At 66.4% G+C, this 13,868-nt stretch carries 11 protein-coding genes and 1 riboswitch; all 11 genes read right to left on the bottom strand.

What is annotated here, in order from left to right; all coding sequences use genetic code 11:
* Positions 1-13 precede the first annotated feature (13 nt).
* Positions 14-1,213 (bottom strand): PPE family protein, encoded by a 1,200-nt coding sequence (locus tag MJO58_RS13640; protein ID WP_276553229.1) that lies wholly within the window; start codon positions 1,211-1,213, stop codon positions 14-16.
* Between the two features lie 351 nt (positions 1,214-1,564).
* A riboswitch (M-box (ykoK) riboswitch) is annotated at positions 1,565-1,737 on the bottom strand.
* Between the two features lie 132 nt (positions 1,738-1,869).
* Complete coding sequence (gene eccA / locus MJO58_RS13635; RefSeq protein ID WP_239723119.1) at positions 1,870-3,702, bottom strand: type VII secretion AAA-ATPase EccA; 1,833 nt, start codon at positions 3,700-3,702, stop codon at positions 1,870-1,872.
* Positions 3,699-4,898, bottom strand: a complete 1,200-nt coding sequence (gene eccE, locus MJO58_RS13630) for a type VII secretion protein EccE (RefSeq protein WP_090602193.1) — start codon at positions 4,896-4,898, stop codon at positions 3,699-3,701. Before eccE ends, eccA begins: the two co-directional genes overlap by 4 nt.
* Positions 4,899-4,917: 19 nt before the next feature.
* Positions 4,918-6,801 (bottom strand): S8 family serine peptidase, encoded by a 1,884-nt coding sequence (locus MJO58_RS13625; RefSeq protein ID WP_239723272.1) that lies wholly within the window; start codon positions 6,799-6,801, stop codon positions 4,918-4,920.
* Complete coding sequence (gene eccD, locus MJO58_RS13620; protein WP_090602187.1) at positions 6,779-8,290, bottom strand: type VII secretion integral membrane protein EccD; 1,512 nt, start codon at positions 8,288-8,290, stop codon at positions 6,779-6,781. Before eccD ends, MJO58_RS13625 begins: the two co-directional genes overlap by 23 nt.
* Positions 8,291-8,551: 261 nt before the next feature.
* Entirely contained in the window at positions 8,552-9,454 is a 903-nt protein-coding gene (locus MJO58_RS13615) for an ESX secretion-associated protein EspG (protein ID WP_090602183.1), read from the bottom strand.
* A gap of 91 nt (positions 9,455-9,545) precedes the next feature.
* Positions 9,546-9,830, bottom strand: coding sequence for a WXG100 family type VII secretion target (locus MJO58_RS13610; RefSeq protein ID WP_036469090.1), 285 nt, complete (start codon positions 9,828-9,830; stop codon positions 9,546-9,548).
* 48 nt (positions 9,831-9,878) lie between these two features.
* Positions 9,879-10,175, bottom strand: a complete 297-nt coding sequence (locus MJO58_RS13605) for a WXG100 family type VII secretion target (protein WP_090602180.1) — start codon at positions 10,173-10,175, stop codon at positions 9,879-9,881.
* 232 nt (positions 10,176-10,407) lie between these two features.
* The gene (locus tag MJO58_RS13600) at positions 10,408-10,707 is read right to left on the bottom strand and encodes a PE family protein (protein WP_090602177.1); all 300 of its coding nucleotides are present in this window, start codon (positions 10,705-10,707) and stop codon (positions 10,408-10,410) included.
* A 309-nt stretch (positions 10,708-11,016) separates the two neighbouring features.
* Positions 11,017-12,246, bottom strand: coding sequence for a PPE family protein (locus MJO58_RS13595; protein ID WP_090602175.1), 1,230 nt, complete (start codon positions 12,244-12,246; stop codon positions 11,017-11,019).
* Positions 12,247-12,334: 88 nt separating this feature from the next.
* Entirely contained in the window at positions 12,335-13,564 is a 1,230-nt protein-coding gene (locus MJO58_RS13590) for a PPE family protein (protein WP_239723118.1), read from the bottom strand.
* Positions 13,565-13,868: the final 304 nt, after the last annotated feature.

Genomic DNA, 13,868 nt, shown 5'->3' with positions numbered 1-13,868 from the left:
CTCCTGACGTCTCTTAACCGGCGGCCGGCGGACGTGGCATGACCACGGGCCGAAACCCGTACCGGGGGATGGCGCGGCGCAACCGCTTGCCGGTGCCCCCCAGCGGCCCGGCCACCCCACCCGGCCCGCCCGCAGCCGGCGTCCCGGCCGACCCGATATCACTGAGCCCGGTGACCGGCGCCGGCCCCTGACCGGCACTGATCGTGGCCGCATTGCTCCAGCTCGGCGGCACCGACATCGAACCGACCAGATGCGCGTTACCGATTCCCGCCGACGCGCCCCCCGCGCTGACCGACCCCACCGAGTTGGCGCTCAGGCTGGTGACGGCGGCCTCGGCACCGCCGGTGAAGTCGTCCAAACCACCCAGCGTCGTCGCCGTGGTCTGCAGGAAGTTGAAGCCCTCGACGGTTGAAATGATGGATTGCGGGTTAAACGGGCCACCGGCCAGCGAACCATTCCGGATCGAGTTAGCGAAAAAGTTACTGCTCAAGAACTGGCCCGCGGCCGTGTTGTTGGTGTTGCCGAAGAATTGCGTCAGGTAATCGTAGAGCGATCCCGACGCCTGCGGAGCGGCCAGGGCGTTGACGTCATTGGCCGGGTCCGCCGACAGCAGTGACTGCGCATTGCCGGCCGCCGAGTTCAATGCCTGAGAGACCGCCTCGTTTTGCCCGGTTGCCGCATCAGGGGTCGTGTTGGTCTGCGGCGAGGTGAACGGTGTCATCTGCGCCGCGGCGTTGGAGGCGGTGGCGTAGCCGTTCATCGCGCCGGCGTCTTGCGCCCACATCTCCATATACTGGGCTTCGGTGGCCGCGATCGCCGGGGTGTTCTGCCCGAAAATGTTGGAGGCCACTAGGTTCGCCAGCAAAGTACGGTTGGCCGCAACGACCGGCGGGGGCACCGTCATCCCGAACGCCGCCTCGAAAGCGGTGGCGGCCGCATGAGCCTGCATCCCCGCCTGTTCAGCCTGCGCAGCAGTGGCGTTGAGCCACGCGAGATACTGCGCGGCCGCCGCCATCATCGACGCCGACGACGGACCAATCCAATCCGCGCTGCTCAGTTCCCGAATCACCGATTCGTAATCGGTTGCCGCGGAACGCATTTCAGCGGCCAGGGCATTCCAGGCCGCCGCAGCGGCAAGCAACGGCCCCGACCCCGGGCCGGAATACATCCTCGTCGAATTGACTTCCGGCGGTAACGCCGCAAAATCCAGCATGATTCCCCCTCGGCGCCTAGCAGGTGGCCGCTACGTTGGCTGCCTTTATAGCCGCACGCGAACCGGCAGTGGTCTGTACGTTGACAAAGGTCATCGGAGTTCTCCTCAGGAATAAGGGTGAGCCGGAAGCGCGACCCTTGCCAGGACATACACCGATTGCGCAATGTGGGTGGGCGACTCGGTGCAAGCCGATAGGCAAGCGCGAAGCCTGGGTCGGCTCGAACGAAACGTCATCGATCGAGAATAAGGACTATGGGGACTAATTTCGCTCTCACCTCCTTGCGGCCTGGGCACACCGAGATGCCTATATTCTGCACGAAGGGATGAGGACACCCGGCGCATTCACCGGATCCGGCACCCCTCTCATCAGAGCTTCGGCACCACACTGCGTATCCGGCCGAAGCCAGAAGCCACTTGGGCTCAACCCTTAAGCCGGGAAGAGCTGTCCTGACCCTGGGCGTCTTTCGACGTTTGAGGTCAGTGGCCTATATCCGTAATGGAAGCCTCACCTAACGAGGTGCTTGCACACGCCATCGTGGCATTGGAGACAGAGTCAGTCAAGCTTGCTGCGAGGTGTTCGCAACAATTCACTGGGCCGCCACACCGATTCCATTCGGGCGCCCTGACGCCGTGTTAGCGGATGTGGTGAAGACCGTTCAGCTTGACTTCTTCTCGGCGACTGCCGCGCTGAGTCCCTCAAGCAAATCATCGCCGCTGAGTTCCTTAAACCGCAGTAGCTGAAGCTCGGTGAATTCGGTGGTGTCGCTGGCCAGTACCGCGTCGAGGTCCTCGTCGTCGAGGCGGAAGCTGCGGTGGTCGCGGGCCTTCTCCACCACGTTCCGCACGAAGCCGGCATTACCGAGCGTGTCGATTCCGCGGATCAGGTCCCCGTCTTCGGAGTAGCTCTCATCGGAGTAGAACTTGGTGTACGACGGCAGCAGGGCCTCGGCCGCCTCCTCGGTGATGACGTCCTCGTTCTCCTGGCCCATCAAGCGGGTCAGCGCGACCAGCTCGTCCGGCGTGTAGCTGAAGAATTCGATCACGGTCGAAAAGCGCCGTCGCAAACCCTGGTTCACGTCGAGCATCTTGTCCATGGCCTTGGCGTAGCCGGCGCCGAACACCACCAGATCGTCGCGATGGTTCTCCATGTACAGCAGCAGGGTGTTGATGATCGCGTTGCCGTACGGGTCGCCCTGTTGGTAGCCCTTCTCGTGCAACGTGTGCATCTCGTCGAAGAACACCGCCCCGCCCAACGCTTCCTCGAGCATCTCCTCGGTGTTCTTCTCTGCGTCGGCCATGTAGCGGCCCAGCAGCTTGGTGCGGCTGGTTTCCACCACCACGGGCTTGCGCAGCACCGTCAACCCGCACAGTTGCTTGGCGAAAGCGCGCGCCACCGAGGTCTTTCCCGTTCCGGGCGGTCCCAGCAACAGGGTGTGGCGCGAGGTAACCGGCACGGGAAGACCCATCTTGGCCCGGGCCAGGTTCACCTTGGTCGTGGACTTGATGAGTTTGATTTCCCGCTTCGCCCGCTCCATGCCCAGCATGGCGTTGAGCTCCGCATCGCCCTCTTCCAAGTACTTGGCCGCCGTCTCGGCTTGCTTGGCCGCCTCGTTCTGCGCGCGGGTCGGTGCGCTGTCCGGGTCCCACGGGTCGGTGCGGGCCTCGATGGTTTCCGGATCGGTGAGCACCAACTGGTAGTTGGGATTGTCCAGGGCTTCGCGGGCGGGGGCGAACTTCGGGTCGCGCGAGTACACCCGGCGCAGCACCTCGACGGCTTCTTCCTCGCGCCCGAGGTGCCGCAGGCACATGCCCTGGGTGTACAGCGCGACGTTGGCCGCTCCCGGAACCCGATCCGCCTCGATGGCGTCTTGGCTGCGCCGCACCGCCTCCTCGAAGACGCCGAGCGACGCGAGCGCCGTGGTCGCCATGGCCGCGCCGGCCGCCTTCAATTCCGGGTTACGCCAGATCTTTACCTCGGGGAATTGCACGAGGACGTCCGGCCATCGTCCGGCGCGGAAGTAAAGAATCCCCCGCACGTAGGCGATCAGCTCTTCGTCGATGGGCTGGCGGGGTTCGACTCGGTCGAGCAGCTCGGCGGCTTCCTCGAAGCGCTTTGCCTCCGCGAGCACCGCGGCGTACGCGCACGCCAGCGATTCCACGCTGAGCACCGCCAGGCGCAGAAACAGCCCGTCGGAGACGTCGGGATGAAACTGCATTTCCGTGACACCGAGCCGACGGGTTTCCCAGCCGAACGTGCTTATCGCCGCCCAGGCTCCGGCGATCACCTCGATGCTCTGGTCACCCGCTAACAGCCGCGCCAACCAGGCGTCGCACATCGCCGGGTCGAGCGTGGTGGCCGTGGTGAACATCCGCAGTGCGACTTGCGGGTTGTGGCTGGGTTGAAGACCGTTGACGGAGATTCCCGACGCCAACAGGCCGGCAACCATTGCGTTGCGGGCGTCCTCCGCCGTCGATTGCGGGCGGCTCATTGACCCGCGAGCAAGCGCTCAGCGCCCTCCCGCACCTGGCCCACCTGAAGCACTAAGTCGTCGTCGGGCAGCAGCCCTCGGGTGGGCACGACCAGCAGTGGGCGAGTCGTCGGAGCAGGCAGGCTAGCGCGCACCGCGGCAAGCTGCCGGCCGGTGAGCCGGTTGAGTCCCGACGACACTCCCCTGGGCAACCGGCTGTCGCTGTGATAACGCACCCACCCGGAGACCTGGGGGTAGCCGTCGTCGGCGGTGAGCTGGATGGTCACCACGGTCGCCTCGGCGTCAGGCAGCCACAGCTCCTCCAGCGTCTCGGTGGTGATGTCCGACGGCGTCAACCAGAAGCTGGTCGCGAACCCGTTGAAGTGCTTGAGGTAACGCCAGCCGGGGCGGCTCCAGGTCGGCTCCAGGTCCGCCAGCACGGCGCTGTCCACCTCGGCGATCTCCTCGGAGGTCAGGGGCCGGGGCGCGCAGCCCGGTGCGTCGAGATCCTGGACCAGCCGCTCGGTGGCCGCGACCAGCGTGGAAGCCAGCGAATCGCGGGCCGCTACCGCGGCGACATTGGCCTGCGGGTTCATCCGCAGCACCAGCCAGGTGCGGCGCACGTACGAGGCGGGCTGATCGCTGACCAGTCCCCACTCCTCGGGACCCAACTTGTCGAGCTTGGACAATTCGGCGGCGTTACCGCCGCGGCGGATCTGCACCGACACGATGTCGATGCCGTCCAGGTTGACGTCGAACTGGCGCAGCCCGGTGGCAACCGATCGCACCAGCAGGCTGGCCGGCGGTGCGCTCTTCTGGCGGTGGTGGCGCGCTGCCCCGTCGTCGTCGCCGTCCAGCGCGATCACGGTGACCAGGCGGCCGTCGTACTCGCGCACCCCGACCTTGTCGCGCCCGTATCGGCGCTGGTAGTCGAGCGCTGGGGTGCAACCCGCAGCCAGCGTGGTGCCCGGGTCGGCGGACCAGTCCCAGAGCCAACCGGCCAGCCCGGACGTCACCGTGAGGCCGTGATGGGTGACCAGCGACAGCAACGTGATGATCACCGAGATGCCGACACCCACCCACCAGGCGATGTGGTACTTGCCCTGCCACGACTCGGGGCAGTGGCTGGCGATCAACAGGATCCCGACGACCACCAAGAACACGACCGTGACCCGCGCCCACGACAAAGACAACCCAAACCTGCGCTGAGCCTTCATTGCAGTTCCTGCTCCGCCCTTATTGTTGCTGCCTGCGACGCTTCATCAACGTCGCGATACCGAACACAGCGCCGCCTATCAGGAGTGCTCCGGTCAATCCCCCGGCCGCCACCCACACGGGCAGCATGTCGCGATGCGGAGGCGCCTTCGGCACGTTCAACGGTATCGACAGTTGCTGCGGCGGTTTGAGCGGGCCGTCGGGAATATCCCAGGTCAGTGCCGCTACCGGGTCGACGACACCGTAACCGAGCTGGTTGTCGACACCGCGGGCCGGTGCGCGCGCGGAGCGCTCCAGCCGGTTGATCACCTGATATGCCGACAGCTGCGGGTACTTGGCGCGCACGAGTGCGGCCACCCCGGACACGATCGCGGCCGAGAAGCTGGTGCCGCTGGGGACCAGCAGCGAATTGTCCGGTCCATCGATCGCGTTGATCAGGCCGTCGTCGCGCGGCGAGAGCCCGATGACGTCGGTTCCGGGCGCGGCGATCCCCACCCACGGTCCGGCAACGCTCGACGGGCCCTGCCCATTGCTGCCCTGGGTCTGCGGGTGACCCTCCGAATCCACCGCGCCGACGGTCAAGACGTAGTCGCTGAACCAGGAAGGCGTCACCACGGTCGTGACGGCGTTCCAGTCGCGTGGGTCTTTGGGCTTCAGCGGATCGAAGATCGGGTTCTGCTTGCAGTCCTTTTTGCTGGTGTCGCCGGCGGCGGCGACGATGACGGCATTGCGATCGACCGCCGCGTAGCGGACGGCCGCTCCCAACGCCCGCTGGTCGACGATGTTGCGCGCACTCATGCAGGTCACGTCGGAGATGTTGATCACCGAGGCCCCCATGTTGGCGGCGTGCACGATGGCCCGTGCCATCGTCTCGACGCCGGTGATCTTCGCCGAGGTTTGCGGGTCCTCATCGCCGGTGTAGGCGTCCTTGAGACCGAAGGCCTGGCTGGACTGGCGGATCGAGATGATGTCGACATCGGGGGCGATGCCGCTATAGGCATCGGGCCCCGCGGACGGGGGCGGTGCCGGGGGCGGCGGGGGTGCGGGCGTAGGCGTCGGCGCCAGCGGGTGCGGATTGCCGACTTGAATCGTCTGCCCACCGCCGGAGTAGGCCGGGATTGTCACCGTCCCGCCGCCGTGGTTGGCGGCGCCGGGAGCCGCTGGCGCCGGTGGCGGCCCCGGCGGTGCTCCCTGCGGAGCCTGCGACGGCGAGGCCGGTGCGGCAGGCGCGGCGGGTGCCGGCGCGGGCTCCGACGGCGGTGGCTGCGGTGCCCACGGTGGTGGCGGCGGGCCCTCGGATGGCGGCGTGGCCGGAACCATGGTCACCGTCTGGGGTAACGGAGACAGGGTCACCGTCTGCGGCGGTGGCGCTTTCGGCGGCGCCTCGGTGGTTGGAATCGTCACCGGCTTGCGCGGTCCCGCCACCGGCGGCGGCGCCGCGCCGTTTGCCTGTGCCGCACCGATCATCGACGCCACGATGGTGCCGTGCGCGTCGCAGTCGGACAGCCCGTCGCCGCCCATGATGTAGTCCCCGCCGGGGATCAAGTGCGGAAACCTCGGGTGCGGGGTTACGCCTGTGTCAATGACGGCGACCTTGATTCCGGCGCCGCGGCCGAACTGCCATGCCTCCTGCATGTTCAGCATGTCCATGTACTTCGGCTGCAGCTTGAAATCGGTGCCCGGCAGCACCCCGACCTCGGTGCAGTACGAGTTCTGCTTCATCGGCGCCGGCGGCCCCGGCGGACCGTCCGGCGGCACCGCCGCCGGGTCGATCGTCGGCGGCGATATTGCGTAGGCGGGTGGTAACCCGGCTAGTGAACCCGATGTGAGCAGGAGTGCGGCGATCGCCGCACGAGATGCGCGCCTACGCCACACCCTGCCGTTACCGGTACCGGATCGCTGCATAGACATTCATCAACCACAACGCCAGCGGGAAGATCGGCATCAGGCAGACGTACTCAATCCATTCCACGAACTTGCGGAACAGCGGGCTGTAGATGCTGTTCGGCACGACCGCTGCGGACACCAGGCCGGCCGCGGGCAGCACCACCAGGATCCCCACGCAGATCGACACCGACAGCGGCGACTGCAGTTCCAGCGCGTACCGCACCACGACCGTCGCGACGATCATCACGGACGTGCCGGCCAGGGTGATCGCCTGCAGGCGATCCACGTAGGAGCGACCGCGCAGCATCAGGAACCCGGCGCTGAAACCGGCCAGCAGCAGCGGCAGCCAGCGTTGCCCGGTGTGCGGGTCCGACAGCCCTGCCAACGAGACCACCATCAGCACGCCGAAGCCGAGCAGCAGGCCCGAGAGGAATGACCGGGCACGTTCGGCTTGCAGCAGCACGTCGCGCACCGACGCGGGTCCCTCGAGCACCGGCGGGCCGCCACCGGTGCGAGTCACGGTGGTGGGCAGATCGGGCCGGGCCTCGAAGACCCAGCGGCTGGTCGCCGACGGGAACACCGGCAACCGGATACCAGACAGCCGACGCGCCATGGCCGGGGCGCACTGGTAGCCGATCACGGAGACCAGCACGATGGTCGTCAACATGGTCACGGCGCTGGTCATGGCGATCATGCGAGCCAGGGCCGCAATCGTCGTCAGCGAACTGACGGTGATGATCGCGGTGTACAACCCCAGCCTGCGTCCGGTGAACCGGAGGGCGAGTATCGCGGCAATGGTGAGGACGCCGAAGCCCAACACCGCGTGCGGAGATCCCACCCCGCCGGGTGGTGCTCCGGCCGCGGCGATCGACAACGGGGCCAGGCTGCTTACCAGCATCATGTCGGCGACGCGCCGATCGGCCTGCGTCTGGGCCCGCATCAGCAGCATCATCGAAACGCCCAGGACGACCGCGGCGATGACCGCCGCGTAGATCGTGGTCAGCCACGAGTTATGGTGCCAGCGCCACCAGCCCAGCAGTAGCGTGGCGAGCAAGACGCCGCCGGACACCATCGCGGCGCCGACCTGCACGGCGACGACCGGGTCGATCGCGGCGAACCGCTTGCTCAGGTTCTGCGAGACGGCGGTGGAGATGTGCTCGATGACCTGCGAGCGCTTTTCGGTGTCGGGCACGAACCGGATCCACAACCGGTCGCCGTCGAGGACGTCCTGCTCGCTCAGCGACTGGGTGGCGCGCAACGGCGAGCCGTCGACCAGGCACAGCGCCCACTTGCCGCGGCCCGTCGCCTCCAGCGGCGTCTCGCCGAGCTCGCGCAGGCGGCTGTTGACCACCTTCAGCAGCGGGTCGGTCATCACCGACACCGGGGCGTTGGCGTCCAACAGGACGCCGATCTGGACGCCCTCGCCGGCCATGATGCCGACTACGACTGCCCGTGGCTGTGAGATTCCCTCAAGATCAGCCTGTGGCGCATCAGCTACCGCAGTCATCGGGCTGCACCCCCTGTCGTGGTGAACGTGTGGCTCCGGCTCGCCAATCGCGCGAAGGGCTCTGTCGACCTACTTACCGAGGCTTCGGAAAGTAGTAGTTCGACCTTTTCCAACTCCATTTACCCCGCCTCGCGATTGGTGAATCCGCTGACACTGACTTTTATTATTTGCTGCTTATTCATAGAGCAGTATGACCTGTTCGTGGCTTGGCCGCACCCTGAGTTCAAAAGCGTTACAAGCCTTAACATTTGATACTTCTCGTTACACCCTGCTGTGGGTCTTCCATTCGCCGTACGGAAGCGTGTCCAGCACGGTCTTGACGCCGACTTGCACTAGCTGCGGGGTCGCCGGACAGATGGCGAGCCAGGCCTCCCCCGAACCTGCGGTCCGCGCCTGTTGATAAAGGGCGATACGGCCGCCCGAACCGTCCTTTAGTGACAGCACCGAGGCGCTGGGGCCCTTGGCGTCGTCGCGGTATTGGCGCGCATACACAGCAACCTCGGCTGCCGGATCCGAAAGCGCCTGGCCCAGCGCGGCGACGGTGGCAGCGCTGATGCCCATCCGGCGCAGGTCGCCACCGGAGAACACGTTGAAGCCGGACTCTTGCCACGACTTGGTGGCTTCCAGCATGTCGTCTAGCGGAACGTTGACCGCGTTGATCGCGGCGGGCTCGGCGTGGTGAATCGACTCCAGGCCGTCCAGGACGAGGGCGGCGATCGACGCGCTGTCCGCGACGGCGACGTCGTCGACGGTGATGTCGGCGCCGACCCGCACCGCCGAGACCCAATGCTGCCCGCGGCGGGCCAACACGACCCGGAACTCGTTGTCCGGGATGTCGCGCGAGCCTGGGGGCTGGTTTTCGTCATCGACCACACCGTAGAGCAGCTTTCCCCGCGACAGTAGGGCGATGACCTCGAGATCGGGCGCGGCGAGCACCCGCATCCGCGCCGCTACTTCTTCATTGACATCGTCGCCGACGACGATGCCCTGCTCCCGCATCACCTTCATACCTGGGTGATCGTTGAGCCAGTCACTGCTATCGGTGGATACATAGGGCCGGCACCGCAGCTCGGGAGCGACGTGGCGAATGTCCAGTAACGCCTGGAGCATCCAGAAGCCGTCGACGTTGACGGTGATGTCGGTGCGTGTGCTCTGTTGGTCCATTAGTACCCCGGATGGTCGTCGTGCACGGTAACCGCAGGACGCGGCAGCACACCAGTCGTTCGGTGTGCTGCCGCGCCTGGAGTTTCGGGTGTCAGGCCCAGCTGGACCCGACGGCGCTGTCGGTGCTGGCCATGTTGTTGCCCGCGGTCTGCACCTTCTGCCCGTGCTGGTTGGCCTGCTCGTAGATCACCTGGAAGTTGCGACCCAACTGGGTGATGAACTCCTGGCACGCCACCGAACCGGCGCCACCCCAGAAGTCACCGGCAGCCAGCACATCACGCACGATGGCCTGGTGCTCGGCCTCCAACGAAGCGGCCTGCGCGCGGATCAGGGCACCGTGCGCGTCCACATCTCCGAACTGGTAGTTAATGCTCATAGCGTTTTCTCCTAATGTCTGAAGGTTACGCAGCCGTAGTTGTTACGACTAGTGGCCGAGGGCCTGCTGCGAGGCCTGCTCTTGCGTCTCGTAGTTGTTGGCGTCACGGATCAGTCCGTCACGCACGCCGTGGAGCATGTTGACAATGTTGTTGAACGCCTGGTTCATCTGACCCATCGTGTCGTACGACGTGGCCTGAGCCTGACCGCTCCAGCCCGCACCGGCGATGTTCATCGACGACGCCCACATCTTGCGAGCCTCATCCGACACCGTCTGCGCGTGCATCTCAAAACGGCCCGCCATCGCACGCATCGCGTGCGGGTCGGTCATAAAACGTGTTGCCATGTTGCCTTTCTCCTTATTTACTTGCGAGTCGAGATTTTGTTGTGTTGGACAGTGGATGGGTCCGATCAGCTACAAGCGAGACGCAACTGCCGGACCGAACACCTAAGGATGATCCCCCTCCTAGCCAGTACCCACCGGACCGTCTACATCAGCAAACGGTTTGCCCGACCGCTGGGCGGCTGGCGTGACCCACTTCGATGTGGGTGTCCTTAGCCTCAAATGCAGAAACCAGTTAGCCGGCAGCGGCCGCGTTGGCTGCTTCAGTAGCGGCGTAAGAGCCCGAGCTCATCGACAGCGTGTTCACGAACTGCTCGTGAATCGCCGTAGCCTGGGCGCTGACGGCCTGGTACATCTGCGCGTGTGCGGCAAACTGAGCCGCGGTGAGCGCTGAAACTTCGTCGGCAGCCGCCGGCACTACCCCGGTCGTCGGGGCCGCCGCAGCCGCGTTTTGGGCGCTGAGAGCAGACCCGATACCCTGCAGGGTCCCGGCTGCCGCGGCCAAAGCCTCCGGCTGTGTCGTCACGAACGACATGATTTTTCCTCCTCCATAATCCCCAAACTCTCTGATGAGAGTAGTTGACCGTGATCCACAAAGCCTGATCCGTGGACTGCCCGTTCGCAATTGTTCACGGAACGGTACGGCAAATTCACTTTTAGTAACGACACAGTAACAGCGTAAGGCCTAGTTTGCGGCCCCTGAGCAGCGAAATCACAGGACTGGCACGGTCTGACCTCCCTCGTTGTCGAAAGCCCGCAGGCAGGGACGTTGCCGTGGGTCCGTGCTGGCGGCCGCGGGCATAAAATCTCGTCGCCGGCATCGCGCCCGAGCTGCTGCTTTTGTTCAGCCGGCGAACGGTGGGCGGGCCATCACGGTGGGGCGGAAACCGTAGCGCGGGCCGGCGGCGCCGATACCGCCCTGACCGCCCATGCCGGCCAGCGGCATACCGCCGAGCAGGTTGCCCGAGCCGGCGGCTTCAGGGGCCGCACTGATGGCGCTGACGGGTACCGCCGCCGCGTGGCTGACCGCCGGCGCCGCCCCCGACCAGACGGCCGGGACCGACAGGCGGCCGACCGAGGCCGCGTTGCCCAGACCGGCCGACACCGCCGGCGCCGCGTGGGCGCCGCCGCCGAGCATGCCGCCCAGACCCGCCAGGCCCTTGGGTGCCGCGGACGCCGCGCTGGCGGCCGCACCTCCGAGGGCGCCGGTACTTTTGGCGATCTGCACACCACTGTTGCCCATACCGACACTGAAATAAGGAAGACCCTCGGTGTTGTAGGCGAAACCGACGAACGGACTCAAACCGTTCACGAAGGTGGCGAAACTGCTCGGCAGAATGGTCTGCCCGGTCAGCAGGAACCACGCCTGGGTGAACGGATCCGTGGTGGTGGTGGCGGCGGCTGCGGCCGCGGCGGGTGTCGCCGCGGCTTGCAGGGTGCTGGGTGTCTGAGTGATCGCATTGGCCGTGGTCTGCGCGGCGTTGCCAGCCGCGGAGCTCGAAGCCGCCGAGGTCGCCGCCTCCTGCTTGGCCCCGGCGTCCTGAGTCGACACTTCGGGCGCCGACTTGAACGGGGTCACCTTGGTCGCCGACGACGACTGCCCGGCGTAGTTGTACATCGTGCCGGCGTCCTGTGCCCAGAACTGACTGTATTGGGCTTCGAGTTGCGCGATCACGCCGGTGTTCTGTCCCAGCACGTTGGTTTGTAAAGCCTGGGTCAGCAGCGCCCGGTTCTGCGCGATCACCGGCGGCGGTACCACCGAGGCGAACGCGGCCTCGAACGCCGCCGAGGCTGAGGACAGTTGCTGGGCGGCCTCTTCGGCTTGGGCCGCAGTGGTTTTCACCCACGTCACATACGGCGTCAGCGCCTGGACCGCGGCGGCCGAAGCCGGGCCCAGCCACTCCTCGCTGGACAATTGGGAAATCACGCTCTCATAACCCAACGCAGCCGAATTCAGCTCGGCAGCAAGGGAATTCCATGCCGAGGCCGCCGCGATCAACGACGTCGAGCCGGCGCCCGCGTATAGACGCGCAGAGTTGACCTCTGGCGGCAACGCTCCAAAATCAATCGACATAGCTGAGCCTCCTGGATGCTGAGCGGACTGCACGGTGGTGTGAATCGCTGATGGGTGACTGCACGAGGGTGGATCGAGTGGGCACGAGTCATCCTGCCGATGGTGGTCGGATAAGGACGTTGCGTTTGAAGCCGTATTTGTGGGTGAAGCCGGTGGCGGCGCGTCGCCCCGCGCCGGTCATCGGCATGCCTTGCAGGACACCGTTGTTGGCGGGTCCGGTCGCGCTGGTGGCGTAGTTGACGGTGGTGGCATGGATGGCTTGCTCTTCGAGTGCGGCGGGTGCGGCGTTGCCCCACGCGTTGGGGACCGAGAGTCCGCCGACCTTGACCGAGGAGGCCAGGTGTGCGGTGGCCGCGAGGCCACCGGGGTGGCCACCGCCCAGCGCGGCCAGGCCGGAAAACTGCGGCGTCGGATACCACGCGCCACTGGCGCCGGCCGTCGTTCCCAAACCGAACGTCGTCTGCTGCTGGATGGAATAGCCGAAGGCGCCCAAACCCGTCCCGAAGTAGGGAAGGCCGCTGAGCTGTTTGAAGATGGTCTGCGGGACGCTGGGACCCCATCCCATCGGGTTGTCCGGAGTGGGGATGGTGAACCAATTGGACCACCACGGCGGATCGGTCGCCGTGGCCGAAGGACCGGCAGCCGCGTTGGTCGAAACTTGTTGCGCTGCTTGCGGAACGGCGTTGGTGGCGACCGCTTGCGTGGTGGTGTTGGCTGCGGTCTGCCCGGATTGACCGGCCGGCTCGGAGACCGCCTTTGCCACCGCTTGCGCCTGGTCCGTCGTCCCCTCCGGGTCGGTGGTCCGGGGGGAGGGCGTGAACGGGGTCAGTTCCGTCGCGAGCGCCGATGCGGCCGCATAGCCGAACATGGCGGCGGCGTCCTGGGCCCACATCTCCAGGTACTGGGCCTCGGTCGCCGCGATCGCCGGGGTGTTCTGGCCGAAGAAGTTGGTCGCGATCAGGGTCGCCAACAACACGCGGTTGGCCGCTATCACCGGCGGGGGCACCGTCGCCATGAACGCCGCCTCGAACGCGGCTGCGGCGGCCCGGGCCTGCGCGGCGGTCTCCTCAGCCTGGGTGCTAGCGGCACCGAGCCAACTCACGAATGGGGACACCGCCGAAATCATCGACGCCGACGTCGGACCGATCCACGGCCCGCTGGTCAGTTCGGAGATCACCGAGCTGTAGCCGCTGGCCGCGGTTGCCAGCTCTGCCGCCAACCCATCCCAGCCGGCGGCCGCGGCCATCAGCGGACCCGACCCCGGACCCGTATACATCAGGGCCGAAGTGATCTCTGGCGGAACGGCACCGTAGTCCATCTACGCAGCGCCCGGCTCGAACGGCATATGTTCCTCGCACCTGGAATTTTTCGACGACCTTGACCGAAATGGTTGGTTGCGAGGCTAAGGCGCGCGGCCCGGCGGCTGCGGCCGCGTGAGTCGGCCGATCGGGCGACGGCAGCCGGACCCGTGACGCTATCCGACAGGGGTACAAGATCACACCGGTGGCTTACCGCATCGCGAATGCGGGCCATCACCTGGGCAAATGCCAGATGCGCGGCGATGCGGCCGCCGCCGAGCGCAACGGCGACGGGTGAGACGGACGGTGCGAGAACGCGACCGG

Origin of the sequence: Mycobacterium lentiflavum (assembly GCF_022374895.2) — a bacterium.
Lineage (GTDB): Bacteria > Actinomycetota > Actinomycetes > Mycobacteriales > Mycobacteriaceae > Mycobacterium > Mycobacterium lentiflavum.
Note: the sequence above shows the minus strand (reverse complement) of the source record. Positions and strands in the feature narration are given on the sequence as shown.